Genomic DNA, 26,817 nt, shown 5'->3' on the forward strand with positions numbered 1-26,817 from the left:
AAGCCTATTATATTATTAAAAGGAAAGGAATTTTTTATAATTCCTTTCCTTTTTCTTTTTTAAAATTAAAATGATTGATCAGAATCCTGATTTCATTAAATTCAAAAGTGCTTGGCAAAGCATTCTTCCACTCTGTCAGCGTTTCATGAGAATTTTTATAGAATTCTGTTTCAAAGGCCTTGATCTTGTCTGAGGTGATAACTCTTGAGATGTCCAACAATCCCTGCTCAGCAAATTTAGCAAGATGTCCAATAACAGTTTCTTTTACCAGCCCTCTTTCCAAAGCAATTTCACCGATAGTTTTACCCTGTTCAAATAATTGAAAAGTCAACACCTGCGAAGGAACTTTTGCGATCTTCAGATTGATTTCTTTATCATTTTTTTCATCTAAAAGTTTAGTTTCAAGCAAATGAATTTCTTTCAGACTATTCAGATATTCTTCTACATCTTCGAGCCAGTCTCTGAATTCTTCGTTATATTGTTTCAACCCTTTTGCTCCTTTTATTTCAGCATAAAACTCTTTTAAAGGATTGAATATTTTATCTCTGGTTTCCGTAAAGAAAAAGTTAACGGCTCCTTTGGTTTTATTTTCAATTTCTGACCATTCTTCTTTTTGTTCAATAAAATTATTGACTTTCTGGAAAATAATACGCTCCAGTTTTTCAAAGATTTTTCCAAGATTTACAGCTTCATGCTTTAATTGAAGATACATTTGATTGGTTTTCACATGATCAATATTTTTGGTAACAACGGAAAGTTTGTTCCAATCTTCAACTTCTTTTAAAAACCATAAACAATCGATCGTACGAAGAACTTTTCTGATGCTGTAATCATATTTCTCCTGGTTAAGGATAGCCTCGACCTGATCATTAACCACGGTGTCTGTATGGAAATGAAGGATTCTGTTATCTTTAAAAATAACTTCAGGAGTAATTTTTGATTTTAAAACAATTCCCTCCATCGTTCGGCAACGTGATAACGCAACATATACCTGACCGGCAGTAAAACTTTTTCCTGCATCGATAATTACTTTATCAAATGTTAACCCCTGACTTTTATGGATAGTAACCGCCCAGGCCAGTTTTATCGGAAATTGTTCAAAACTTCCCAATACTTCTTCTTTGATATTTTTATCAGTATCGAGAAAATATTTTTTTTGTTCCCAGGTTTCCCTTTTAACGGTAATTTCCTGTTCGCTGCCTTCCAGAACAACACGAATCTCATCTTCATCTAAACCTATGACCTCACCAAGCTTACCGTTGAAATATTTCTTTTCTCCGGAAATATCGTTCCTGATAAACATAATCTGCGATCCGATTTTCAATTCTAAAAACTGTTCATTTGGAAACTGGTTCTCCTTGAAATCTCCGACAAGTTTTGCTTCGTAAGTCTTAGCATCAACCTTAATCTCAGTTAATTTTTCCTGATTGATCTCATCCGCCATTTTATTGTGTGAACACAGATAGACATAGGATTCTTTGCCCATATCAAAGTCAGGATCATATCTTTTATTAAGATGATCAAAGTCGATACTTCCTACATCACCGTCACGGATAGCATTCAGAATCTCCAGAAATTCCTGGTCAGACTGCCTGTAAACTTTCGTCAGTTCAATGGTAACCAAAGGAATTTCTTTAATGGCATGACTATCAAAAAAGAATGGAGAATTGTAGTACATTTTTAAAATATGCTCATCCCTCACCACCGGTGGAAGCTGAAACAAATCTCCAATGAACAACATTTGTGCTCCTCCAAATCTTTGATTATTTCTTCTGATAAATCGCAAAGAAAAATCCATCATATCAAGAACATCTGCTCTCAACATGGAAACCTCATCAATAATAATAATCTCAACCTCTCTTAAAAGCTTGAGTTTATCTTTTCTATATTTAAAATGAGGCATCAGATCGGCAATATTATTCGCCAAACTGGTATCTATCCTTTCTGTAGTAGGAAGAAAGGTTCGCAACGGTAATCCAAACATAGAGTGAATTGTAACCCCACCTGCATTGATAGCTGCAATTCCGGTTGGAGCAATTACTATATGTTTCTTTTTAGTACGTCTTACAAAGTCATTAAGAAACGTGGTTTTACCTGTCCCGGCCTTCCCGGTCAGAAAAACACTTCTGTTGGTATATTCTATTAAGTCAAAAAAATGATTGTTCATCGTCGTCAAAAATACGGAAATGAATTGAATTTCTTACCTTGGCATAAGTTTTGAAAATTTTTAAAAAGAAAAAAAATTGTTGTGAAAAAGATTCATGTTTACTTCCCTGTCCTGGCATTATGCACTACGCTTTTCATCGTTTCATGTAATAGTTCTAAAAATTTAAATACCAATTTGCCGATAGATATTGCAGATCGACCTGCAAATGAAGACAGTCAGAAATATGATCAGGCTCAGTTGGATAAACTTAAAGCGTCTATCGAGTCTGAAGTTTCCGGAGAAAAGTGTACAGATGCTAATGAGTGGACTTTTAGCCCGATGGGAATCAAATCGTGCGGTGGACCTCAGCAATACATTGCTTACCCTAAAGAACTGGAAACCTCTATCCTTCCAAGAATCAATGAATACACAGATAAGGTCAGGATTTTTAATGAAAAATACAATGTTACCTCTGATTGTACGGTGGTTCCTCCGCCTACATCTCTTAAATGTGTTCACGGAAAAATACGAATGATTACGGCAGACAGCAATTAAAATAATAAAAGAAAGCAAAGGCTCAATATAATATCAAATCAAAAAAAGCTTCATCCGTGGATGAAGCTTTTATATTTATTAGTGATAACAAATCGTTCTTACAATTCGTAATCCTTCACATTTTCTTTATACCACGATGAGTACTTCACATAATTATCAGCAATTCTGTTGACCTCACCTTCCAGCAACTGAGCGTTGATATCTTTAATTTTCTTTGCCGGAACACCGCCCCAGACTTCTCCGGATTTGATATGTGTTCCCTGAGTTACTACTGAACCTGCTCCAACGATAGAATTTTCTTCCACCAGGCAGTCGTCCATTACTATAGCTCCCATTCCGATCAATACATTATCTTTAATAGTACATCCGTGAACAATAGCATTGTGCCCGATTGAAACATTATCTCCAATATTCAATGGATATTTTTGGTATGTACAATGCAACATTGCATTATCCTGAACATTCACTTTATCACCCATTTTGATATAGTTTACATCTCCTCTGATCACGGCGTTATACCAAACGCTGCAGTCTCTTCCCATTGTAACATCTCCAATGATGGTCGCTGTTTCAGCCAAGAAGGCATTCTCTCCGATCTGTGGTCTTTTTCCTAAAAGTTCTTTTACAAGTGCCATAGTTTTAATTTGAAAATTTAAAAATAAGCCATATGAAAATTAGATTTTTACGACCTTCTAACTTCTAGTATCTACCTTCTAAATTAAAGCGATAGCAAAAATCTAACTCTCAATTTTCAGCTTCTAACTTCTAATGCGTATTTTTGTATCTCAAATTTAACGAAAAAATGCGTACCGTACTTATAGAACCAACCGAAAACCCGAAAGTAATGAAATTTGTTACTGATTACAATCTCATTCCCGGATCATTGGAGTTGGACAGAACCTCAGATGTTTCAGAGATTCCTTTAGCTCAGGAACTGTTTAATTATCCGTTCGTGGAAAGAATTTTCATCACGGCTAATTTTGTTGCAGTAGCTAAACAAGATACCGTAGAATGGGAACATGTTGTGGAAAGTCTGAAAAATATAGTGGAAGACGAATTATTGGCTAACCCAAGAATTTATCTTCAGAAGAAAAAAGAAATGTATCAGATTTATGCTGAAATGACTCCTAATCCAAATGTAATGAAGTTTGTATCAAGCAAATTACTGATGGAAGGTTTCGTAGAAGTAAAAACGAAAGAAGCTGCCGAAGAAGTTCCTTTGGCTCAGGCTATTTTTAAAGAATTCGATTTTGTAACAGAAGTTTTTATTTCTGATAATTTTGTTGCTGTCACAAGAAATCATTCGGTAGAATGGCATCAGGTGATGATGACTGTACGTGCTCTTATTGCGGATTATCTGCAAAACGGAGGCGAAATATCAAAAATTGAACCTCAGAAGCATGAAAATCCGGTTGAAAAAATCATTAACAGAGATTATACCGAAGATGAGCAGAAAATTTCAGACATCTTAAATGAATATGTAGCTCCGGCTGTTGAAAATGATGGTGGAAAAATTTCTTTAATGGAATACGACCAGGCCAGCAAAACAGCAAAAATGCTGTTACAGGGAGCTTGTTCGGGATGCCCTAGTTCTACTGCAACCTTGAAAAACGGAATTGAGAATATCTTAAAACAATTTGTTCCGGATCTGGTAGAAAAAGTAGAAGCAGTAAACGGATAAAAGTACCCATGGCCTCCGGAAATAAAATACTGGTTATTATTGGAAGTGCTACAAAGAATTCCAGTAATCAGAAACTTATGGAACAGGTATTTGTAAAAAGTACCCATATTGATTTTCAGATTTACGATGATCTTTCTATTCTTCCTCATTTTGACACGTCATTCACAGATGTTGATACACCGGAAGAAATCTTAAAAATCAGAGAAAAGATAGATCAATCGGCCGGCGTTATATTTTCTACTCCGGAATATATTTTCAGCATTCCAAGCAGGTTAAAAAATGTACTGGAATGGTGTGTTTCTACCGAAGTCTTTTCAGATAAACCTGTTGCTTGTATCACAGGTTCTGCAAGCGGAGAAAAAGGCCATGAAGAATTATTATTGCTTTTAACCACTCTCGGAGCTAAAATTGTTGATAAACATCAGCTTTTAATAAGAGGAATAAAGGGTAAGTTTGAGCCTGATGGCTCAGTGGAAAACAATACCTTTGCTAAAGTACTACAATTGGTAACAGATTTTGAAAAGTCTGTTTCATAATTAAAACTAGAAATATTGAGTAAAAAAGGAATTTTACTGGTTAATCTTGGATCTCCAAGATCTACGGCTGTAAATGATGTAAAGGAATATCTTGACGAATTTTTGATGGACGAAAGAGTAATCGATTATCGTTGGATTTTCAGAGCTCTTCTTGTTCGTGGAGTTATCTTAAAAACCAGGCCAGCCAAATCTGCTGAAGCCTACAAAACGGTTTGGACGAATGAGGGTTCTCCACTGATTGTCATCACAGAAAAAATTCAGAAAAAACTTCAGAAACTGGTAGATGTTCCTGTAGAAATCGGAATGAGGTATGCCGAGCCAAGCATTGAAACCGGTATTCAAAAACTAGTGGATCAGGGAATTTCTGAGATCGTGCTTTTCCCTTTATATCCGCAATATGCCATGAGTACAACGGAAACGGTGATCGAACAAGCGGAAGAGGTAAGAAAGAAGAAGTTTCCAAAGGTAAAAATCAATTATATTCAACCTTTCTACAACAGAGATATCTATGTCAATTGTCTGGCAGAAAGTATTAAGGAAAAGCTTCCTGAGAATTTTGATGCTCTTCAGTTCTCTTACCACGGAGTTCCTGAAAGACACCTTTATAAAACAGATCCTTCGAAAACCTGTAAAATTGATGATGCCAATTGTATCAACAGTCAGGTGGATACTCACAATGCCTACTGCTACAGACATCAATGCTATAAAACAACTGAGGCTGTTATTGCTAAAATGGGACTTCCAAAGGAAAAAACAATTATTTCTTTCCAGTCAAGATTAGGAAAAGACAAATGGATTGAACCTTATACGGACGAAACATTTGAAACCATTCCTGAAAAGGGAGTGAAAAATCTGGCTGTTGTTTGCCCGGCCTTTGTTTCAGACTGTCTCGAAACATTAGAAGAAATCTCTGTGGAAGGAAAAGAGCAGTTTATGCATGGCGGCGGCGAAAATTTCCATTACATTCCCTGCCTTAATGATGAAGACCGATGGATTGAAGTCGTAAAAGTACTTTGCGAAGAAAAACTGAATGATTTTTATTTAGTATAATCATTTTGTCAAAATATAAAATGGCTGTCTTAAAATTAAGACAGCCATTTTGCTTTTTATGACTTTATCTTAATAGTCGTTGATTAAAGAGTTATCAAACGATGCCTTAAATAAAAGAGTCTGCCTCGACCAGGAGACAGACTCTATATTCAAGATATGTAAGAGATTATTTTTTCATTAAGTTTCCGGCTTTCTGACCGTTTACCGTTACAACATACACTCCAGGAAGAAGATTGGATGGCAATTGAATAGTAATTTTATTTGTTCCATCTGTGAGAGCCACTTTTTCAGAAACTTCTCTTTTTCCTGTCAGACTAATCAGTTCTACAACTCCTTTTCCTGTTTTCCCTTCAAATACCACTTCAAATCTGTCGGTTGCAGGATTTGGGCTTATAGTATAAGCTGAAGCATTTGGTGTAGCTGCAATAAGTCCTGCAGGAGAAGTTCCTCCTCCAACACCTACTGCATTCCATGCGTTGGTAACCTGTGTTACCTCATTGCTGGTAGCACCATATAAATCTGCCGCTGCCTGAAGAGAGTATGTTCTTGTATTGGCATAGTTAGACGATGAAGTAAGGTAAGTCGTCAACGTTCTGTATGCAATCGCTCCTGCTTTATCCAGTCCGATTCCTGATACATTGTAGGCAAAACCGTTATCGTTTGTTCCTGATCCTCCGGTTACCAGTAAGTAGTACCAGAAATTAAGAACTCCTGAATTGGTATGAACTCCACAGTAGTCATTCGTGGTTTGTCCCGGAACTGCACAACCTGTTGTTGTTGCATCTTTCCAATACTTTCCTTTATAGGTATCCGGCTGACTGTAGGCATTAGGATTTGACATATCTCTGATGACGTAACTGAAATCTTCGCCCAGCGTCCAGCTCGCCTGCGTAGGTCTTGCCCAACGTTCTATAGAGTTTCCAAAAATATCAGAAAACCCTTCATTCAAAGCTCCCGGTTCTCTTTGATACACAAGATTTGCCGTCTTAGACGTCATCCCATGGGTAATTTCGTGACCACAAACATCAATCGCAGTTAAGGGTTTCCCTCCATTTGTAGAAGCGCTTCCATCACCATAAGTCATTCTGGATCCATCCCAAAATGCATTGAAATAATTGGTTGAATAGTGAACATAAGATTTGATTGCAAAATTATTGTTATCAATACTCTTTCTTCCGAATTTTGTATACAGATAATCTAACGTCATCTCTGCCCCCCAGTGTGCATCGGTGGCATATTGGTCTTTGTTTGTATTCACATTATTCCACACATTATCCGTATCTGTAAAATCTACAGCAGAAGAATAATTGGTTCCTTTTTTCAAGTTATAGGTTTCTACAGCTGTTCCGGCATTTCTTCCGGTTTCTCTTAATCTGTAGCTTCCATTGTAAGAATCAGCGACGATGTTTCTGTTTCCGCTGTAACCTGTTGTTGCTGTTCCCGGAGCATTTACTTCATGAATGATTGCATCTATACCAAGTACTTTCCCGTTTTTAGCATCCACAAAAACATATTGTCTGCTTAATGGCTTTTCTGCATAAATATCGAATTTATAAGCTAGCTTTAAATCGTTCAACTTCTCGTCAGTAGGATCTGAATAGTATACCAATTCACCCTTTGGAGCATAGCTTGCCTGAGGATCATTGGATTCTTTTTTAAGAAAATCTTCTTCTTCTTTATTTTGCCATTTGTATGACTCTGCTCCTATAAAAGATAAAGCATTTTGCAGTGCGATGTTTTCAGAAAGATTGGCTTTTTTCTCAATACCTTTACTTGGCAATTCAAGAATCCATTTTCCTGATTCTCCCACGATTTTTCCGTCTTTGGTCTGTACGGCCATCATTCCGTATTCTACCGGAATATCATTAACGGTTTGTTGAAATCTGTGAGTTTCAAATCCTAGTTTGTCTCTCTCTAATCCCAACTTGCGGGCTTGCCCTTGCGATAATCTCTGAGATGCTTCATCAAATAAAACCGGGCTTCCCTGGAAAGTTGGTCCGTTTTTATCAAATCTCATTAACTCTGCGTGCAATCCACTTTTACCGGAAATTACTTTTGATGGTGTGTTTTGTCCAAAAACAAAAGAGCAGGCAGCAACACTTGCCACTAAAATAAAATTTGTTTTCATAATATAATATTTGTTAAATGTGAAAACGAATTTATAAACTTTTCACTTAAAAGGGATAATTTATTGAATAAAATTCAATAGATATTATAAATCAATTAATAAATCACAATAATGATTTTAAAAAAAAGAAAAATTATCAATGAAAATTTTTATTGTATTGGTATTTTTAGTTAAAATATTTAATAAAAATCAAAATTTTGTGAATTATTTTTTTTCACTATGTTGTGCATTATATTTTATAACCTCAAAAGCGATCAACTCACTAAAGAACTCAGTGTTCATCATATACTTCAAAAAAAAGGAAGCCATCTCCTACGAGACGGCTTCTTTGTGTATATTTTTTATTTAAATAAAATTCTTATCGTTTATTCGCAACAGGGGTTCTGAATTCACCATATCCCATTAACCCATCATAATTTCTTCCAAACGGAGCGTAATAAAGAAAGGCCTGGTAGAGGTTTTCTGTCTGCCAGAAATTCCCGTTTACTTCACCAAAATTCAAAGGTCCGTTAGCTTCTTTTGTTGCTAAAACGTAATTATAAAACCCTTGTTTTAAAAATATTCTTGCTACATATTGCTTGGTAGCGGCATCGTATTGCATCTGATTTTCTTTGCTGGGTTGAAAATTATTAAACCCTCCCAACACATAGATTTCCTTATCTACAGGATCCGATTCGAGAGAGAAATACACCCATGAATAATCTGCTTCCCTTTCGGCATCTCTTTCTCTGCCCAGGTCATTCCTTCTGTAATACCATGCACCGTTTACGTCAGGCTGATATTGATAATTTAAAGGAAAAGCCCAAACAGGATGCAGATAAGTCTGGTTCGCATCATCTTTTATTTCAGTCGCACGAACCATATCTGCCGGCATATTCATGTTTTTATTATCGAAATAATAAAATTCATTATCCCCGGGGAAAGTCAGATTCATTTGCTGAAAAAGCAACTGATTCCCTAAAACTGAACTTGGCTTTAAGTTGGGAATAACCATATTGGGATTGTTATTCTGCATTACATTCAAGCTCATGGAGTTGACATTTGAGGAAATATCTCCCGCGGCCGGAGCTGCTTTTATTTCTACCCTCTGATTGACATTAGGATTCTTGGCATCTGCTATTCTGGAGACATTTAAAGCCAGCGATGCCCCATTTTCCACCAGATAGAATCTTCTTTTGAAAAGAGGTTTATCCACAGAATCTTTGTAAACAATCAGTTCATAATTTCCCGAAATTTTTGGCTGGATTTTATCATTCGGAAAAGTCAGTTTATAATGAGTATAAGCCTGCAGTGTATTGAAAGAATACTGAAACTGGTCTAAAAGCGCATTCATGCTTCCATTGGCAAATTCTGTAAAGAACAGATTATCATCATTCCAGTTTCGGTCGTAATGTTTGATGGTATACCGGTAGATATCACTACGATTGGTAAGATCATCAAAACTCAGAACCAACTGTTCCCCGATCTTGATAACAGGAGTTTCATCGTTAGTCTGCGGGTTAAAAAGCTGGATACTCTGGATATTCTGTCCGTACACCAACCCTCCCAAAGAAAGTAAAAGTATTCGCAAAGTTTTCATTATGACGAAGATAACGAAAAATAGCCATTTTCTTAATAATATCGTATTTTTGAAATAAAAAATATTCAGATATGCTTCAGATTCAAGGCTTCGTTTTCAATTTTGCGAGCGAAAATACATACATCCTTTACAACGAAAATAAAAATGCATGGTTAATTGATCCGGGAAATATGAATGCCCAGGAAACCGAGGCCATCAATAATTTTATCATCGAAAAGGACTTAAAAATCCAGAAAATTCTTCTTACCCACGCTCACATTGATCATGTCTTTGGACTTCAGTGGGCTTTTGATACCTTTAAAGTTCCTGTGAATATGCATCAGGAAGATCAGGAAGTACTGGACATGCTTCAAGCCAGCGGGATAAGATTCGGAATGAGTATTGATCCTGTAAAAGTAGACGTAGAATATATAAACGAAGGTGATGAGTTGGAACTGGATGGCGAAAAATTCAAAATCTATCATGTTCCGGGACATTCACCGGGCAGTGTTGTCTATCACAATGAAAATCAAAAATTCATGATTTCCGGAGATGTCCTTTTTGAAGGAAGCATCGGAAGAACGGATCTTTACAAAGGAAATTATGATCAGCTAATCGACGGAATCAGAACGAAGCTTTTTGTTTTGGATCCTGAAACACAGGTTTTTTCCGGCCATGGAAATCCTACATCCATCGGATTTGAGAAACAGTATAATCCATTTTTGAAATAGACGGGTTTTGGAGTCGGAGAATTTTAGGGTCTTAGAGTGTAAGTGTATAAGCGTTACACAGATCTTTGTCATTTTAAGAGAATATAAATTATTGTCTTTAAAATAATATGGATTCTTGGGAAAGAGATAATCTCACGCAGATCTAACAGATAAAGCAGATTTTTTTAAGTAAAAATTGAAGAGATTTTATAGCATATACATCTGCGAAATCCCCTGAATCTGCAAGAACAAAAACAACTATGCATTCCTGCGAAAAAGATCATCTCACGCAGATCTAACAGATAAAGCAGATTTTTTTAAGTAAAAATTGTAGCGGTTTTTATAGCATAAACATCTGTGAAATCCCCTGAATCTGTGAGAACAAAAAAACTACGTATTCTTTCGAAAAAGATCATCTCACGCAGATCTAACAGATAAAGCAGATTTTTTTTAAATAAAAATTGCAAGGGTTTTATAGCATAAACATCTGTGAAATCCCCTGAATCTGCGAGGACAAAAAAAACATGCATTCCTGCGAAAAAGATAATCTCACGCAGATCTACAGATAAAGCAGATTTTTTTAAAATAAAAATTGTAGCGGTTTTATAGCATAAACATCTGTGAAATCCCCTAAATCTGCGAGCGAAAAAACTAAATATTCCTGCGAAAAAGATAATCTCACGCAGATCTAACAGATAAAGCAGATTTTTTTTAAACAAAAATTGTACCGGTTTTATAGCATAAACATCTGCGAAATCCCCTGAATCTGCGAGAACAAAAAAAGCATAAAAAGAAACCGTCAGAATTATTTTCCTGACGGTTTCATGTTATAAAGAAATAGAGTTTAAAAATCCAAAGTGATGGAAGCTCTGGCAGCGGCTCCCATGATAGGTCTTGCCATGATAATACCATCTCCTGTAGGTGATCCTGCTCTAGGGTCCCCTTCTGTGATACCAATTGTATTAAATATATTGGTTCCATCTACTGCAAAACGAATCTTTCCAAGCTGGTAAGACATTCCTGCACCAAATTCTGTGAACGAAGGTAAGGTCTGAACATTCAATTCATCCTGGAAACGTTTTCCATAGTAATTCATGCTCACATAAGCTCTCCATGATTTTGTAATATTCACGGCAGGCGAAATATTAAAATAAATTTTCGGCATTCTTCTTACGGTATTTCCTTCTAACAGACTTCCTGCTTCAAGATTCTTATATTTAGGATTTTGAATCGTTCCGTTGAAAGTTACCTCCAATAAATTATTAAATAAACGGGCATATCCTTCCAATTCTACCCCAAAATTTTCTGTATTGGCAAATATATTTTCTGATCTTCCATCAGAGAAAACATCAGTAAATGAAAGGTTCTTCAATGATGAATAGAATGGAATAACCGCTAAGTCGAAAGTACGGGAGTAATATTTATACCCTACTTCCAGCTGATTGGTAGATACCGATTTTAAAGGTTTATCAGGTGTCGGATTGGAAAAGTAATTATAATATGCTTCTTCATTCGGCGATCTGAAACCATTAGAGAAACGGGCATATACCGCATTTTCTCTGTTAATTTTATAATTAGCGGCCAACGTGAAGGAAACTTTATCAATATTATAGTTCCAATAGGTAAATTTATTTCCAAGGACACTCATATTGTCATCCGCTGTAGTGGTTAAAAAACTATGAGTCCCATCTGTTGTTAATCCGGAGTTATTTAAATTCGAAGTTGTTGTATTGGCGAAGTTTCCTTTATAATAATCATGGCTGTAACGAATTCCTCCGTTTAGGCTCAATGCATCGGTAACATTATAATCAAGGTTTACATAGAGATCATTTAAACTTCCTTGAGTTTGTGTATTTCTTTGCAGAAACGTCATATCCATTACCCCGTTGTAGGTTTTGGAATATCCTGTATCAGATGGACTAAGAGAAGGATTAACCAAGTTCAAAAGTTCAGGCCGATCTGTGGCGGTTGTCAAAATATTACTCCAGTTCCAGTATTGTTGGGATTTCCAGTTGGATTTATAGAAACCGGCAGTCACATTTCCTTTATCAAATTTGTAGTTGAATTGTAGATCATTCACAAAATTATTCATCTGCTTGTCGATCGCCCAGAATCCTAATTTTTGCACATACTCAGGATTTACAACCGTGCCGTTGCTTACAAGAGAATACTGATAATCGCTCATTCCAAGACCTCCGTCTTTCACTGCGTCAGTGGCATATTTAGAGGCGAGCTTGGGACCTCCGGCTGGGAAAATCCCTGTGTAATTCATGTTGATATTGGTATATCTTGTTTTGTTTAACACACTGAAGTTATTTCCAAGGTCATATTTAAATTCAGCTCCCAACACATCAACTTTAGGATGAATTCCATCTTCTAAGTTTCTGCTGAAAAAGCCACCTCCTGCCTGTGGAATATTCAACTGGCTGATAGCTCTGTAACTGTATGTCCCGTAGTTTGGATCAAAACCACCAAATCCTTTCAACTTATCACCGTTTTGCACCAAAGGAATAGGAAGGAAAAATGTATTTCTGTCATCCAGTTTTTTATAATACACTTTAACATAGCCTTTATCAAAGACATATTTCAGGTTCATTCTGATTTGGCCTCCATTATTGGCTTTAAAACCTGTTTTTCTGATACCGTCATCAACCCTGTAAAAACCACCTACATTGAAAAACAATTTATCTTTTACCAACGCTCCTCCGAGATTAATATCTGTACGCATCAATCCGTAAGTACTCGTTTCCAGTTTCGCTGTACCTCTGAAATCATTGGTTCCTTCTCTGGTAATAAAGTTGATAAGACCACCGGGAGAATTATTGGCATAAATAGAACCTGAGCCTCCTCTCAAAGCCTCCAATCTGCTTACCGAATTGTCTACACGGAAAAAATTATCCGCATTGGCAAACTGAAGTGCTCCGTCTTCAAAAACCGGAAGACCATCTTCCTGCACTTGTACAAATTCATACGCTCCCGCAGAAGGAATCCCTCTTGCAAAAAGGTTATTTCCTACTTCACCTCCTGAAGTCTCAACAGCAAAACCCGGTACCCGCTGTAATAAAGCAGCAGCACTGATAGGATTTTGCTTTTGAATTTCTTTAGCACTGAACGTAGAGATTGCCGTACTGGATTCTATTTTTTTCTTCGGATTTGAATTTCCCGTAATGACAATCTGGTCGATAGAAGAAACTTTTGCAGAGTCTTGCGGAGTTTCCTGAGCATAAGCATTATTAAAATATAACGTAGCTGTAGCGGCGACTAAAAAGGTTGATATTTTTTTCATAGCCTTATTTTTTATTGTTAGTTTCAGTTTTGTTGTAATTGCAAATACACTCCATTCGTCCAACCGAATCCGTCCTGATTGGGGTATTCCCCGCCGCCTGCTATTGTTTCCGTATCTAAGGCATTGTATTTTTCCATTAGCTTTCCGGTGTTTTTATAGACTCTCTCTACATTGGAACACCAGTTGTTTTTTATTTTTTCTGCCAGATCATCAAACCCATAATTTTTCATTGCCTTAAAACCCAGCCATTGATAAGGTGCCCAGGCATTGGGTAAATCCCACTGCTGGCCTGTTTTCTTTGTGGTAGTAACCAATCCGCCCTGATACAAAAACTTTTCTTCAATAATCTGAGCTACGGCTTCCGCCTGTTGTTGATCTGCAAGGCCTAAAAACAGAGGGTAAAGAGCAGCAATATGTTCAGACGGAGTGTTTGTGTTTTTTTTAATGTGATAATCTTTGTAATTCTTAGTTTGTTCATCCCAGAAGTATTTATTGATCATCTGTCTGCGCTTTGCTGCTCTTTCAGTAAAATAATTTTCTTTTTCTGTAAGTTTTAGAAGTGCTGAAGATTGAGCCAAAGTTTTTTCCAAATGCCATAAAAGACAGTTCAGATCTACCTGTGCAAGGTTCAGCGTTTCTATTGTTTGTATATGTTCGCCGTCCGCAAACCATCTGCTGGAAAAATCCCAGCCGGATTCACAGGCGCTTCTTATATTTCTGTAAAATTCATCTCCTGAAGCATTTTCATGATCTTCAATATCGATTAAATAACTCTCAGGACGGGGTTCATTTTCTGCGTCATAATAACGGTTTAAAATGTCTCCACTACTTGTTTTAACTACTCTTTTTATGTCTGAATCTTTTTCAAGATTTTCTTCTCCATTCATCCAGAAGGCATATTCTTTTTCCAACGTATCATGATATCGGGTATAAATACTTTCATCATGAGTGGTCTCAACAAGAAGATCAAGCATTAATGAAAAATACGGAGGTTGAGACCTGCTTAAAAAGTGAGTTCTGCTGGCATTGGGGACAAAACCGACATGCTGGATCAGGTAGGAACAATTTTCCACAATATTTTCCATCATCTCTACTCTTCCGGAAGCCTTTAATCCCAGCATAATAAAATAGCTATCCCAGTAGAAAAATTCGTTAAAACGACCTCCCGGTACGATGTAAGGTTTGGGTAATTTCAGTAGAGTGCCTTTTTCTTCATAAGCCGTGCGGGTCAACTCATCCCAAAGCTTTTCGATATGCTCTTTAATGGGAAGATGATTTTCTCTTTGAACAGAAACTCTTGCTCCCAGAAAATCAAAATGAGTCATCACAAAATTCTTCAGGTCAAACCCAGCCGCATTTTTCTCCTTTTCATATGTATCATTGATTTCAGCAATGGAAAATAAAGGAACGGCATCAGTCATCATTTTTTGATCTTCAAAAATTTTTGACCTCTGTACATCATCAAAAAGGGCCTGGATTTCATTTATATAAAGTGGATTATTCATTTTATTTCTTAGCATTTATTTTTAATTTATTCATGAAAACGGCCGATGTAATCAATAATGAAAGTGGGATTAAGGAAAGGTAAAAAGCCTGTTGGCCACTAAATTCCTGAAATACAAAACCGGTAATAATAGAACCTATCGTTCCTCCAATCGCAGAAAAGACAACGATCAATCCGGACATTGCACTATGCAAATATTTGGGAATTGAGGCCAGAATCACTGAATTAATACTCGGATAAATAGGTGCCAGTAAGCCACCCATCAAAGGGAATATGTATACCACCAAAGGAGCATTCAACCAATTTGTCTGGGTATCTATGTTGATGTTATGTGTCAATGGAAGAACCAATAATAAACTGATCGCAAAACCGATTACACAAAAAGAAACCACATAGATCCAGCTGAATTTTTTCGAAAAGAATCCTGATAAAAATCGTCCTAACGCAAAGGCTCCCGCTAATACGGCTCCTGCCTGAATACTCATTGAAGTTGGTACTTTTAGAATTTCTTTATAAAATGTAGGTGTCCAGGTTTGAAAACTTTGCTCTACCAGTACAAAAAGGAAGGCACACAATAAAAAACATAATACTTTTTTATAGCTGAACAGGCTTGCACTGTTTCTTAAATCTCCCCATAAATCGGTCTTTTCACTTTTTGCATCTTTTTCATTTAATCTGGAAAAGAACAGGAATAAAAAAGATAGTGTTGAAAGTACACCCAGGATCCAGTACACATTCAACCAATGCGTCGACCTCGGATTATGATCATCAATATATAAACTGAATAAAACATTTCCTGCCAATACTCCGATCATAAAAAAGCCTTCCAAAAATCCCATGAAGCTGGAATGTTCCTTATCGGTTTCGGTAACCAGCCCGATAGAAGTGAAAACTGAGATTTTAATCAAAGCAAAAGAAACCCCAACAATGGTAAATAATATTTTAAAAAACCAAAAAGCATTGGCAAAAGGCATCACAAAACACATGCAGCTTACCAGAAACAATGCAATGAGCATGGATTTCTTAATCCCGATTTTTGGAAGAAATGAAGCCAGAATAAACGAACAAATAGCAATCGGAAGATCTTTAAATCCCTCCAGCACGCTGGCTGAAGATTTTGAAATTCCGAAATTTTGCTGTACCTGCAAAATAACCGTTCCCACAGAATTCAAAAGAATTGCGAAAACAAAATAATTTAAAAATAATACAGCTTTAATGTTGAAATTTTTCATCCAGATCATTTCTTGTCGGCTAAGATAGAAGCATTTCTGTTAACGATAATTTAACACAGTAAATCAATATTTGAACAATATTAATATAATTAGTATTTTTAGTGAATAAATATGATTAATTAAATGAAAGTTACTTTTGAAAGAGTAATTCCCAATGAGAAAAGCTCCTTTCGCACCATTCATAATAACTCTCCTATTTCAGAATTCAAATGGGAATATCATTATCATCCGGAAATTGAACTTGTATGTGTCATTTCCGGGAGCGGAACCCGACACGTAGGCTACCATAAAAGCAATTATACCCACGGTGATCTTGTACTGATTGGCTCCAATATTCCCCACTCCGGATTTGGTTTGAATTCTATTGATCCGCACGAAGAGATTGTGCTGCAGTTTAAAGAAGAAATTCTTCAGTTCCCGGAACAGGAGACCGAAGCCAGGTCTATCAAAAATTTGCTGGAACTTTCAAAGTATGGGATTCATTTTCATCATAAAGAAAAAAAATCGCTCTTACCCAGACTAAGGCTTATGTTGGAATCGGAAGGTTACAAGAGATATTTACTCCTTCTTGAAATTCTTTTTGAATTGTCTAAATGTAAAGATTATGATCTTTTGAATAAAGAAATCATGCCGTACACGATTATCTCCAAGAACAAAACGCGTCTTGAAAATATCTTCACCTATGTGGAACATCATTATGATAAAGAAATCAACATTGAAGAGGTTGCGAAACTTGCCAACCTGACATTGCCGGCTTTCTGTAACTTTTTTAAAAAGGCCACCCAAATCACTTTCACAGAATTTGTTAATCGTTATCGGATCAATAAAGCATGTCTGCTGATGGCACAAGACAAAACTATTTCAGAATGCAGTTATAGTTGTGGCTTCAATAATGTGACCTATTTCAATAGGATGTTTAAAAAATATACTGGAAAAACACCGTCGGAGTTTATTAAGAATTATTCTCATAATAAAGTCAATGTAGATTTGAAGGTTGAAAATGAGACTAAAGCTAAGGTAAGTTTTTAATTAAAAGACTACGCTGAGACTCCTACGGAGTGACAAGGGGAATGAATAGACCATTTTTCGTATTTGTCATTCCGTAGGAATCCAGATTTCTTAGTTATAAAAACTTTTTGAGGTTTACAAAAAAGCTATGCTGAGACTCCTGCGGAGTGGCAAAGTGTGTGGATAAGCTGTGTACAATGCGTGCAATCAACAAAAAAGCCACTCAAAAAGAGCAGCTTTATATTATAACGAACTAGCAACTAAATCACTAGTAACCTCTACTTATTTCCATTTAATATTGCATCCCATACTTGGTCTCTGAATTTCGTCCTGAGCTTCATCTGCTAAAAGATTTTCAAAAGCAATAATTAAATCTTCTCCGGTCACATCTTTATTATTTCCCGGTCTTGAATCATCCATCTGGCCTCTGTAGATAAGATCCAGTTTATCATCAAAGAAATAAAAATCAGGGGTACAAGCCGCATCAAAAGCTTTGGCCACTGCCTGACTTTCATCAAATAAATAAGGAAAATCAAATTTTCTTTCAATCTGAAATTCAATCATTTTTTCCGGAGAGTCTGCCGGATATTTCTCAATATCATTAGAATTGATAGCAATGAATTCGATTCCTTTATCATTGTAGTCTTCGTACAATTCATTGATCTTGTCAATCACATGAAGAACAAACGGACAATGGTTGCACATGAAGATGACCAACGTCCCTTTTTCTCCCTTCAGTTCTTCCAAAGACTGAAGTTCATTTGTTTTTGACGGGTTTGGAAGCTCAAAAAATGGAGCTTTCGTTCCTAATGCCAACATATTTGAAGGAGTATTCATATCTTTTTTCTTTAGATGCAAAGATAAAAATTTCTTTGATTATATGATAAGGAAGATAGAGAGCGAAAGAGCTAAATCATTAATTATATAAAAAAAATTAGTTCTCCCATTGAATGATTGACTCAGGCTATTTACCACATTAATTTTTACAATAACTTCAACAAGACCTACTTAAACTGCTTCCAATAAACATTTTTTCAGCTCTCAACTAATTTTACAAACCAGTCTTTAACGTTAAAAGACAAATTTCATTTGGAAGATATCTTAAAAAGTTTGTAGTTTTGCTAACACTGTTAGTAAATAAATATGGGCCTACATGAACGCCGTCAAAGAGAAAAAGAATCCATCCGTGCAAATATTTTGCAGGCGGCCTTTACTTTGGCTAAAACTGAAGGCTGGGCATCCCTATCCATGCGGAAAATTGCTGATGCCATTGAATACAGTGCACCCGTAGTTTATGATTATTTTGAAAACAAGGAGGCTATTTTATTTGAAATTTCTTTGGACGGATTTCATAACCTGCACATTGAGTTACTAAAAGCTCAAAAGAAATATGACACTCCGGAAGAGCAACTTGTAGCGATTGTAGATGCCTACTGGAATTTTGCTTTTAAAAATAAAGAATACTACCAGCTGATGTTTGGTTTGGGAATGCAATGTTGTGGAAAGGGACAGATGAAAAAAGAATTTTCATCATTTCAGGAGTTGATTTACGAGTGTACTTACGAGATTATTAAGAAAAACGGATCCAACCCGGATAATGCCTGTCATATGTCACATGCTTTATTTTCTGCAGTACATGGGATGATCTCTATTATGATGATGCGTAATGCAGATATACCATCTACTATGAATAAAACGTCATTGGACGAAACTGTTTCATCTTTTATTAAGTCTTTATAATTTTTTTTTGAACTAAATATTAACACCGTTAGGAAATTTAACACTCAATTAATTTAACTCACTCTTTTAAACTTCATTAAAAAACAAAAAATCAGTAATGCAAAACGTTTACAAATTCACTTGCTAAGGTAGCCATTTTTTCCCTTATTAATTAACACCGTTAGCAAATATAACACTTATTACACCTCATCTTTTTTATATATAAACCAACATTTTAAATTTTCAATTATGGAAACTATCGACTTGATCGGACATTAAAAATTCTGTAATTTTTTTTGAACAAATCATTAACACTGTTAGGAAAAAAAACAGCATTTATCACAAAAACATTACTTAAATCTAACACTTCATTAAAAAAATTAAACCAAAATGAAAATACCTGGAAAAACAAGGTTTATTGTACTTATTTCAAGTATAATTCTTTTACAGAGCTGTACAAAAGCTGCCGAAGGATCCAATGCCGCGCCACCAGCTCCAGAACTTCCGGTTTATACCGTTATCTCTTCTCCTGCTACTACTTATCAAGAATTTCCTACTGCCCTGGAAGGAAAAAATAATGTTGAAATCAGATCTCAGGTAGATGGCTATCTGGACAGAATTTATGTAGAGGAAGGTGCTTATGTAAGAGCCGGACAACCCTTATTTAAAATAGATTCAAGAAGCTATGGTGAGCAAATGAATATGGCTCAGGCTAATCTTCAGGCCGCCAATGCAAATATTGAAAAAGCAAGAGTAGAAGTAGACAGACTTCAGCCTCTGGTAGCAGCAAAAGTAGTTTCTGATGTACAACTGAAAACTGCAAAAGCTAATTATGCTGCAGCTGTTGCCGCCGCTTCACAAGCAAGAGCTTCTGTAGGAAATGCAAAAATAAACGTAGGATTTACCACTATCACGGCTCCTGTAAGCGGTTATATCGGAAGAATTCCTTATAAAAAAGGAAGTTTGATCTCCAGAACAGATCCTAGTCCATTGACTTTATTATCTGACATCAGTGAAATTTACGCCTACTTCTCTCTAAGTGAGCTTGATTTTATTGCTTTTCAAAATAAATATCCGGGGGCTACTTTGGATGAAAAGCTAAAAAATATGCCGATGGTTGAATTGGTGATCGCTGATAACAGTACATATCCTGAAAAAGGAAGACTGAGTATTGTAGACGGACAGTTTGACAAAACTACAGGTGCCATCAGCGTACGTGCTGTTTTCCCCAATGCAAACGGAACGCTGAGAACCGGAAATACCGGAAGAATACGTATGCCGCAATTGATCTCAAATGCAGTAGTTATTCCTCAGGAATCCACTTTTGAAATTCAGGATAAAACCTATGTATATGTAATGGGCAAAGATCAGAAAGTAACCGGAAAACCGATTAAAATCTCCGGAAAAACAGACAACTATTACTTTATTTCTGAAGGTCTTTCTCCGGGAGAAAAAATCGTATACACCGGAATTGGAAACTTGAAAGACGGAGCATCAATTAAGCCGAAAAACATGTCATCTGATAGCTTACTGAATGCAAGACCTTTGTAATAGAGTCTCACATGACTATTTAAGAGCAGTTTAAACTTTATATCTCTTTTTTAACATTTAAGTTATTTGAAGCAATCAACGATATGTTGATTCAGATAATTTTCATCTAAAGTGCCTTTGATATTTTCAAGCGCCCCATTCCATCAACTTGAGTGTTTTAAAAAAGTTTAAACAACATTAAAAAATAAACTTCTTATGTTAAAACAATTTATAGAAAGACCGGTACTTTCAACGGTCATCTCCATAATACTTTTATTATTGGGAGCTTTGTCTCTCTTTAATTTACCCATTGCCCTCTTTCCGGATATTGCACCGCCAAGTGTTCAGGTAACCGCCTTTTATCCGGGAGCGAATGCTGAGGTAGTGGCACGTTCTGTAGCCACTCCTATTGAGGAAGCGGTGAACGGGGTTGAAAACATGACTTACATGACGTCAAACTCAAGTAACGACGGTACAATGACCCTGAGTGTATTCTTCAAACAGGGAGCTGATGCTGATAATGCAGCAGTAAACGTTCAGAACCGTGTATCAAAGGCAATGAGTCAACTTCCTCAAGAGGTTGTACAGGCTGGAATCTCGACGCAGAAAGTTCAGAACAGTATGATCATGTTTATGGGACTTACCAGCGAAGATGAAAAACAATACGACGAACTATTCTTGCAAAACTACCTGAAAATTAACGTAATCCCTCAAATACAGCGTATTCCTGGGGTCGCTCAGGCTCAGGTATTCGGAACGAGAGATTATTCGATGAGAATCTGGCTGAAACCGGATCGACTGGCTGCTAATAATCTTTCTCCACAGGAAGTTCTTGCAGCAATCAAAGATCATAACCTTGAAGCGGCTCCTGGTCGTCTTGGACAAGGAAGTAAGGAAACGTATGAATATATCCTTAAATATAAAGGAAAACTAAACAAAGGTGAAGATTACGAAAATATTGCTATTAAAGCCAATAGTGACGGATCATTCCTTAGATTAAAAGATGTAGCAAGAGTAGAATTTGGTTCTTATACATATACGGCAACCAACAGAGTAGATGGAAAACCGGTTGCCGGATTTGCAATCTTACAGACTGCCGGTTCTAATGCCAACGAAATTCTTACTGAAATTGAAAAGCAGGTCAAAGTAATGGAAACGACTCTGCCTAAAGGAGTGAAGCCAATTATCATGTATAATTCCAAGGATTTCCTTGATGCTTCTATTCATCAGGTAGTGGAAACGCTGGTTATAGCATTTATTCTTGTGTTTATTGTAGTTTATATTTTCCTTCAGGATTTCAGATCTACATTAATTCCGGCCATTGCAGTGCCGGTAGCGATTATTGGGACTTTCTTCTTCCTTCAATTATTTGGATTCAGTATCAACATGCTTACTTTATTTGCATTGGTACTCGCCATTGGTATTGTAGTGGATGATGCGATTGTGGTAGTGGAAGCCGTCCATTCCAAAATGGAACAAACGGGAATGCCGGTTGAACAGGCAACGACGAATTCGATGAGTGAAATTTCCGGAGCGATCATTTCCATTACATTGGTGATGTGTGCCGTGTTTATTCCGGTAGGTTTCATGCAAGGGCCGGCAGGAGTATTTTACAGACAGTTTGCCTTCACTTTAGCCATCGCCATTCTTATTTCTGCTGTAAATGCATTAACATTAAGCCCGGCATTATGTGCTATGTTCTTAAATGACCCTCAGGGAGAGCATGGTGAACACGGTCATAAAACAGGTTTTGGAGCAAGATTCTTCAATGCTTTTAATGCGAGCTTCAACAACATGACCAGAAAATATATTTACAGCCTTAAGTTTTTAATTAAAAATAAATGGGTTGCCATCGGAGGTCTTGCGCTTATTACAGCAACAAGTATCTTCCTGATTAAAAAAGCTCCATCCGGGTTCATTCCTACGGAGGATCAGGGATTTGTATTGTATGCGGTGAATACGCCTCCCGGAAGCTCATTGGAAAGAACCCACAGAGCTACCGAACAGATCGATAAAATTATCAATGGTGAAAAAGCAACCAATCACCTATGGGTGGCAGACGGAATGAACTTCATCAGTAATGCCAATGCATCACCTTATTCTGCAGGTTTTATTAAGCTTAAAGATTATGACAAACGAGGTGATATGAAAGATCCGGATCAGATTGCAGGGACACTGACAGGAAAAGTAAGTCAGGTGAAAGATGCGAATGCATTCTTCTTCAACTTCCCTACCGTACAAGGTTTTGGTAACGTTTCCGGTTTCGAATTCATGCTTCAGGATAAAACGAACGGTTCTTTTGAACAATTAGGCACAACCACTCAGAAATTTATTGGTGAGCTGATGAAACGTCCTGAAATTGCCTTCGCATTTACAACGTATGCTGCAGGAAATCCACAATACACCATTGATGTGGATACAGATAAAGCCAATCAGCTTGGAGTTTCAGTGACAGAATTGATGCAAACCATGCAGATTTATTTCGGAAGTAGTTTTGTATCCGATTTCAACAGATTTGGAAAATACTACCGCGTAATGGCTCAGGCGGATATTCCATACCGTACAGATGCCAACTCACTGGAAGGTATTTATGTAAAAAATAAAACGGGCGAAATGGTTCCTGCAAAAACGTTGGTGACTTTAAAAAGAACTTTTGGCCCTGAAACGGTAACCAGAAATAACCTTTTCAACGCTGTGACAATTAACGGAACTCCAAAACCAGGTTATAGTACCGGAGATGCCATTAAAGCCGTAGAAGAAGTTGCTCAACAATCACTGCCAAGAGGTTATGGATATGAATGGACAGGGATTACCCGTGAAGAGATTAAAACAGGAGGCCAAACGGTATTTATCTTCTTGCTAAGTATCTTGTTTGTGTACTTCCTTCTGGCGGCACAGTATGAAAGTTACATCCTTCCGTTTGCCATTATTCTTACCATTCCTACTGGAGTATTTGGGGTATTTGCCTTCACAGGACTGGCTGGAATTGATAATAATATTTATGTACAAGTTGGATTGATCATGCTTGTAGGACTTTTGGCCAAAAATGCCATTCTGATTGTGGAATTTGCCGTACAAAGAAGAAAAGCAGGGAAATCATTGATAGAATCTGCTCTTCAGGCTTCAAGATTACGTTTAAGACCGATCCTGATGACTTCTTTTGCCTTTATCGTAGGAATGCTGCCATTAGTCTGGACTCAGGGAGCGTCTGCAAAAGGGAACCATTCAATCGGTTACAGTACCGTGGGAGGAATGCTGACAGGAGTTATCTTCGGAATTTTTATCATCCCGGTAATGTACGTAATATTCCAGTACCTGCATGAAAAAATGCCAAGCAGAAAGAAGAAAAGACTTCAAAGACAAAAACTGGAGGCAGAACTTTTATCAAGTCCTCATTAATAAAAAATGAACTACAAAACTTTGAGGAAATTTTAAAACAAAAAATTGATTTAAAATTTCATTAAAAAGCTAAGGGTCGTAAGCTGATTTATCAAACGTACGCCTTACCTCTTTTTAATGGTTTACAAAAGCAAAGTATTTTCTCCTACTAAAGACAAACTGTGCATATAAAAACCTCTCAAAGTTTTGTATTCAATTAAAAGTTTAAAAACTATGAAAAGACTAAAAAATATAATTCTAACATTCGCGATAGCTTTAGGAGCTGTTTCATGTGTGTCTAAAATGGCATTCAAGGAACCTGACCTGCCGCTTCCCGAAAAATTCCAGTACACCGCGACTGCCGATACCGCCAGTGTTGCTAATCTGGAATGGAAACAATTTTTCAACGATCCTATTTTGCAGGGATTGATTGAGAAAGGAATTAAAAATAATTATGACCTTCAGATTGCCTTAAAGCAGGTTTCTGCATCACAGGAAAAACTGAAACAAGCCAAATACATGCAATATCCTGATGTAGGATTCGGGGTAACAGGTCAGATTTCAAAGCCTTCTAAAAATAGCATGAACGGGCAAAGCTTAAATTTATTTTTAGGACAAAGCCACGTTGAAGATTATAATGCAGCCTTCAATCTTTCCTGGGAAGCTGATATTTGGGGGAAAATCAAAAATCAGCAGGAAGTTTCAAGAATGCAGTATCTGCAGACTTATGAAGGTTCCAAAGCGATTCAGACTCAGGTTGTAGCAGCGATTGCCCAGGGATATTATAATCTTCTGATGCTTGACAAACAATTAGGTATTGCAAAATCAAATCTGGAGTTAACAAATAACACCTTACTGATCACTCAAAAAATGTGGGAAAGTGGTGATACCACTTCTTTAGGAGTACAACAGGCAAGTGCTCAGAAACAGGCTACCGAACTTCTGATTACTCAATTGGAACAAAACATTGCTATCCAGGAAAATGCATTGAGTATTCTGGTTGGTGAGACTCCGAATAAAGTAAACAGAACGCTGGAAATGTCTGACAGCTCTCTTCCTCAAAACATCAGTGCAGGACTTCCAGCAGCAATGGTGAGCCGCAGACCGGATGTCCGTCAGCAGGAACTTGTATTGCTGGAATCTAATGCTATGGTAGGAATTGCACAGGCAAGCATGTACCCGGCATTGAAAATCACAGCAAACGGAGGAGTAAATTCATTCAAATTTGATAACTGGTTCCAGATTCCGGCATCGTTATTTGGTTCAGTATTAGGAGGACTGACACAACCTATTTTCCAGAAAAAGCAATTGAAAACAGATCTGGAAGTAGCCAAAATACAGCGGGAGAAAAATGTACTGGCATTTCGTCAGTCTGTCCTGAATGCCGTTGGTGAAGTTTCCGACGCTTTGGTTTCTAACGAAAGTTTAAAGACTCAGGAACAGAAAGCTGCCGAACAGGCAACCACCCTAAAGGATGGAATTAAAAGTGCACAACTTCTTTACAGAGGAGGTTCAGCCAATTATCTTGAAGTAATTACCGCACAAGGAAATTCGCTTCAGGCGGAACTCAACCTGGCTTCCATTAAAAGACAGAGATTAAGCAGCATTGTAGATTTATACAGAGCGCTGGGCGGCGGTTGGAAGTAGTAAGTAAATAAATTATATTGTTTTAGTGCGGTTCTCAGGAGCCGCATTTTTATTTTCTTACAAAGTAACATACAGATCTGCGAAATCTCCATTATCTGCGTGAAATAATAAAATATCATAAATTGAACGGATAAAACAGCTTACACCTATTCAGAATTATTTTTGAAACTGCTCACAAATCCAGTGAAGTAAATCCTCATAATCCTGTTGAGTATATCCCAACTGCAAATAATGAATATCATCCGCTTTTCTGTACCACGTTAACTGACGTTTCGCATACCTGCGACTATTTTTTTTAATCTCAGACACTGCAAAATCAAGATCCCATTCTCCGTCAAAATATTTGAACAATTCAGAGTATCCTACTGTATTCAATCCAGTGAGTCCTTTAAATTTTTCAAGACCTTTTACCTCATCCAACAGTCCATTTTCCATCATGATATCAACCCTGCGATTAATTCTGTCGTAGAGTTCTTCTCTCGATGCTTCAATTCCAATTCTGATCACATTGAAATCTCTGGAATCCTGAGAAACGGCAATCTGTTCCGAGTATTTCTTATGGGTCTGCCAGATGACATCAATGGCCCTTAAAAGTCTGCGATGGTTGTGAATATCTACCACTCCAAAATATTCCGGATCGAGTTCTTTTAGAATTTCCTGAAGTTTTTCTACTCCTTCCTCTTCTAATATTTTCTGAAGTTTCTCCTGGTTGTCAGCATTTGCTTCAGGCAAATCATTTAAACCTTCAATGACTGCTTTTTCATACATCATACTGCCGCCAACAAGAATAACGGTATCATGAGTTTTATAAAGTTCATTGAGTTTTTGCAGAGCATCTTCTTCATACTGCCCTATGGAATAATATTCTTCTATTGAAAGATTTCCTATAAAATGATGAGGTGCTCCGGCAAGTTCTTCCTCTGAAGGTGCTGCGGTACCTATTTTCATTTCTTTAAAAAACTGCCTGGAATCACAGGAAACAATCTCCGTATTGAAATGTTGAGCCAAATCAATTGCCAATCTCGTTTTACCAATTCCGGTGGGTCCTACTACAGAAATCAAATTTTTCTTTTTCACAGCGCTAATTTACGAAAATGAGTTTATTTGAATTTTTATTTTTAAAGACAAAATCTACAAAAAAAGCTATGA

The 26,817-nt window shown here is 36.8% G+C and carries 20 protein-coding genes; 10 read left to right on the plus strand and 10 right to left on the minus strand.

Annotated elements, in window-relative coordinates; genetic code table 11:
• Positions 1 to 34: 34 nt before the first annotated feature.
• Positions 35 to 2,167, minus strand: coding sequence for a helix-turn-helix domain-containing protein (locus EG342_RS01140; protein WP_103292103.1), 2,133 nt, complete (start codon positions 2,165 to 2,167; stop codon positions 35 to 37).
• An 81-nt stretch (positions 2,168 to 2,248) separates the two neighbouring features.
• Here EG342_RS01140 and EG342_RS01145 point away from each other — a divergent pair, with 81 nt between their 5' ends.
• Positions 2,249 to 2,701: a hypothetical protein gene (locus EG342_RS01145; RefSeq protein ID WP_103292102.1), complete on the plus strand. Its 453-nt coding sequence runs from the start codon at positions 2,249 to 2,251 to the stop codon at positions 2,699 to 2,701.
• Positions 2,702 to 2,799: 98 nt separating this feature from the next.
• On the opposite strand, the gene EG342_RS01150 is transcribed toward EG342_RS01145, so the two are convergent.
• Positions 2,800 to 3,336: a gamma carbonic anhydrase family protein gene (locus EG342_RS01150; protein WP_103292101.1), complete on the minus strand. Its 537-nt coding sequence runs from the start codon at positions 3,334 to 3,336 to the stop codon at positions 2,800 to 2,802.
• A gap of 167 nt (positions 3,337 to 3,503) precedes the next feature.
• On the opposite strand from EG342_RS01150, the gene EG342_RS01155 reads away from it, so the two are divergent.
• From EG342_RS01155 to hemH, 3 genes are read left to right on the plus strand one after another with little or no spacing between them, the layout of a single operon-like run.
• Positions 3,504 to 4,382, plus strand: a complete 879-nt coding sequence (locus EG342_RS01155; protein ID WP_103292100.1) for a NifU family protein — start codon at positions 3,504 to 3,506, stop codon at positions 4,380 to 4,382.
• 8 nt (positions 4,383 to 4,390) lie between these two features.
• Entirely contained in the window at positions 4,391 to 4,918 is a 528-nt protein-coding gene (locus EG342_RS01160; RefSeq protein WP_103292099.1) for an NADPH-dependent FMN reductase, read from the plus strand.
• Positions 4,919 to 4,933: 15 nt separating this feature from the next.
• The gene (gene hemH / locus EG342_RS01165) at positions 4,934 to 5,968 is read left to right on the plus strand and encodes a ferrochelatase (protein WP_103292098.1); all 1,035 of its coding nucleotides are present in this window, start codon (positions 4,934 to 4,936) and stop codon (positions 5,966 to 5,968) included.
• A gap of 166 nt (positions 5,969 to 6,134) precedes the next feature.
• Here hemH and EG342_RS01170 read toward each other — a convergent pair whose 3' ends face one another.
• Both EG342_RS01170 and EG342_RS01175 read right to left on the minus strand, forming a co-directional pair.
• Complete coding sequence (locus EG342_RS01170) at positions 6,135 to 8,096, minus strand: M4 family metallopeptidase (RefSeq protein ID WP_103292097.1); 1,962 nt, start codon at positions 8,094 to 8,096, stop codon at positions 6,135 to 6,137.
• A 358-nt stretch (positions 8,097 to 8,454) separates the two neighbouring features.
• Positions 8,455 to 9,675, minus strand: coding sequence for a type IX secretion system plug protein (locus EG342_RS01175; RefSeq protein WP_103292096.1), 1,221 nt, complete (start codon positions 9,673 to 9,675; stop codon positions 8,455 to 8,457).
• Between the two features lie 71 nt (positions 9,676 to 9,746).
• On the opposite strand from EG342_RS01175, the gene EG342_RS01180 reads away from it, so the two are divergent.
• A complete protein-coding gene (locus tag EG342_RS01180; RefSeq protein WP_103292095.1) occupies positions 9,747 to 10,385 on the plus strand; it encodes an MBL fold metallo-hydrolase in 639 nt (212 codons plus the stop codon).
• 296 nt (positions 10,386 to 10,681) lie between these two features.
• Here EG342_RS01180 and EG342_RS01185 read toward each other — a convergent pair whose 3' ends face one another.
• The 4 genes from EG342_RS01185 to EG342_RS01200 all read right to left on the minus strand — a co-directional run bounded on the left by EG342_RS01185 (position 10,682) and on the right by EG342_RS01200 (position 16,386).
• Positions 10,682 to 11,083, minus strand: coding sequence for a hypothetical protein (locus EG342_RS01185; RefSeq protein WP_103292094.1), 402 nt, complete (start codon positions 11,081 to 11,083; stop codon positions 10,682 to 10,684).
• Positions 11,084 to 11,208: 125 nt separating this feature from the next.
• Entirely contained in the window at positions 11,209 to 13,650 is a 2,442-nt protein-coding gene (locus EG342_RS01190) for a TonB-dependent receptor (RefSeq protein ID WP_103292093.1), read from the minus strand.
• 23 nt (positions 13,651 to 13,673) lie between these two features.
• Positions 13,674 to 15,170: a trehalase family glycosidase gene (locus EG342_RS01195; RefSeq protein ID WP_246008710.1), complete on the minus strand. Its 1,497-nt coding sequence runs from the start codon at positions 15,168 to 15,170 to the stop codon at positions 13,674 to 13,676.
• A complete protein-coding gene (locus EG342_RS01200; RefSeq protein ID WP_103292168.1) occupies positions 15,157 to 16,386 on the minus strand; it encodes an MFS transporter in 1,230 nt (409 codons plus the stop codon). The genes EG342_RS01195 and EG342_RS01200 overlap by 14 nt, the downstream gene beginning before the upstream one ends.
• 123 nt (positions 16,387 to 16,509) lie before the next feature.
• Between EG342_RS01200 and EG342_RS01205 the strand changes: the two genes are divergently transcribed.
• On the plus strand, positions 16,510 to 17,415 hold the full coding sequence (locus EG342_RS01205) for an AraC family transcriptional regulator (RefSeq protein WP_103292092.1): 906 nt from the start codon (positions 16,510 to 16,512) through the stop codon (positions 17,413 to 17,415).
• Positions 17,416 to 17,676: 261 nt separating this feature from the next.
• Here the strand turns inward: EG342_RS01205 and EG342_RS01210 are convergent, their stop codons facing one another.
• A complete protein-coding gene (locus EG342_RS01210; RefSeq protein ID WP_103292091.1) occupies positions 17,677 to 18,231 on the minus strand; it encodes a thioredoxin family protein in 555 nt (184 codons plus the stop codon).
• A 306-nt stretch (positions 18,232 to 18,537) separates the two neighbouring features.
• Here EG342_RS01210 and EG342_RS01215 point away from each other — a divergent pair, with 306 nt between their 5' ends.
• The 4 genes from EG342_RS01215 to EG342_RS01230 all read left to right on the plus strand — a co-directional run bounded on the left by EG342_RS01215 (position 18,538) and on the right by EG342_RS01230 (position 25,668).
• Positions 18,538 to 19,134 (plus strand): TetR/AcrR family transcriptional regulator, encoded by a 597-nt coding sequence (locus EG342_RS01215; RefSeq protein ID WP_103292090.1) that lies wholly within the window; start codon positions 18,538 to 18,540, stop codon positions 19,132 to 19,134.
• Positions 19,135 to 19,503: 369 nt separating this feature from the next.
• On the plus strand, positions 19,504 to 20,664 hold the full coding sequence (locus EG342_RS01220; protein ID WP_103292089.1) for an efflux RND transporter periplasmic adaptor subunit: 1,161 nt from the start codon (positions 19,504 to 19,506) through the stop codon (positions 20,662 to 20,664).
• 195 nt (positions 20,665 to 20,859) lie between these two features.
• Entirely contained in the window at positions 20,860 to 24,042 is a 3,183-nt protein-coding gene (locus EG342_RS01225; protein WP_103292088.1) for an efflux RND transporter permease subunit, read from the plus strand.
• Between the two features lie 213 nt (positions 24,043 to 24,255).
• Complete coding sequence (locus EG342_RS01230) at positions 24,256 to 25,668, plus strand: efflux transporter outer membrane subunit (RefSeq protein WP_103292087.1); 1,413 nt, start codon at positions 24,256 to 24,258, stop codon at positions 25,666 to 25,668.
• A gap of 156 nt (positions 25,669 to 25,824) precedes the next feature.
• Here the strand turns inward: EG342_RS01230 and miaA are convergent, their stop codons facing one another.
• Positions 25,825 to 26,745, minus strand: coding sequence for a tRNA (adenosine(37)-N6)-dimethylallyltransferase MiaA (gene miaA, locus EG342_RS01235; protein WP_103292086.1), 921 nt, complete (start codon positions 26,743 to 26,745; stop codon positions 25,825 to 25,827).
• Between the last annotated feature and the right edge of the window lie 72 nt (positions 26,746 to 26,817).

The sequence above is a fragment of the Chryseobacterium lactis genome (assembly GCF_003815875.1).
In the GTDB taxonomy this organism is placed as follows: Bacteria; Bacteroidota; Bacteroidia; order Flavobacteriales; family Weeksellaceae; genus Chryseobacterium; species Chryseobacterium lactis.

What these genes read in the sequence shown, in the direction of transcription:
- EG342_RS01160 (WP_103292099.1), top strand. Translation starts at nt 4,391, where the DNA reads ATGGCCTCCGGAAATAAAATACTGGTTATTATTGGAAGTGCTACAAAG.
- EG342_RS01175 (WP_103292096.1), bottom strand. Translation starts at nt 9,675, where the DNA reads ATGAAAACTTTGCGAATACTTTTACTTTCTTTGGGAGGGTTGGTGTAC.
- EG342_RS01180 (WP_103292095.1), top strand. Translation starts at nt 9,747, where the DNA reads ATGCTTCAGATTCAAGGCTTCGTTTTCAATTTTGCGAGCGAAAATACA.
- EG342_RS01140 (WP_103292103.1), bottom strand. Translation starts at nt 2,167, where the DNA reads ATGAACAATCATTTTTTTGACTTAATAGAATATACCAACAGAAGTGTT.
- EG342_RS01190 (WP_103292093.1), bottom strand. Translation starts at nt 13,650, where the DNA reads ATGAAAAAAATATCAACCTTTTTAGTCGCCGCTACAGCTACGTTATAT.
- EG342_RS01210 (WP_103292091.1), bottom strand. Translation starts at nt 18,231, where the DNA reads ATGAATACTCCTTCAAATATGTTGGCATTAGGAACGAAAGCTCCATTT.
- EG342_RS01230 (WP_103292087.1), top strand. Translation starts at nt 24,256, where the DNA reads ATGAAAAGACTAAAAAATATAATTCTAACATTCGCGATAGCTTTAGGA.
- EG342_RS01195 (WP_246008710.1), bottom strand. Translation starts at nt 15,170, where the DNA reads ATGCTAAGAAATAAAATGAATAATCCACTTTATATAAATGAAATCCAG.
- EG342_RS01150 (WP_103292101.1), bottom strand. Translation starts at nt 3,336, where the DNA reads ATGGCACTTGTAAAAGAACTTTTAGGAAAAAGACCACAGATCGGAGAG.
- EG342_RS01155 (WP_103292100.1), top strand. Translation starts at nt 3,504, where the DNA reads ATGCGTACCGTACTTATAGAACCAACCGAAAACCCGAAAGTAATGAAA.
- EG342_RS01170 (WP_103292097.1), bottom strand. Translation starts at nt 8,096, where the DNA reads ATGAAAACAAATTTTATTTTAGTGGCAAGTGTTGCTGCCTGCTCTTTT.
- EG342_RS01220 (WP_103292089.1), top strand. Translation starts at nt 19,504, where the DNA reads ATGAAAATACCTGGAAAAACAAGGTTTATTGTACTTATTTCAAGTATA.
- EG342_RS01200 (WP_103292168.1), bottom strand. Translation starts at nt 16,386, where the DNA reads ATGAAAAATTTCAACATTAAAGCTGTATTATTTTTAAATTATTTTGTT.
- EG342_RS01215 (WP_103292090.1), top strand. Translation starts at nt 18,538, where the DNA reads ATGGGCCTACATGAACGCCGTCAAAGAGAAAAAGAATCCATCCGTGCA.
- EG342_RS01225 (WP_103292088.1), top strand. Translation starts at nt 20,860, where the DNA reads ATGTTAAAACAATTTATAGAAAGACCGGTACTTTCAACGGTCATCTCC.
- EG342_RS01205 (WP_103292092.1), top strand. Translation starts at nt 16,510, where the DNA reads ATGAAAGTTACTTTTGAAAGAGTAATTCCCAATGAGAAAAGCTCCTTT.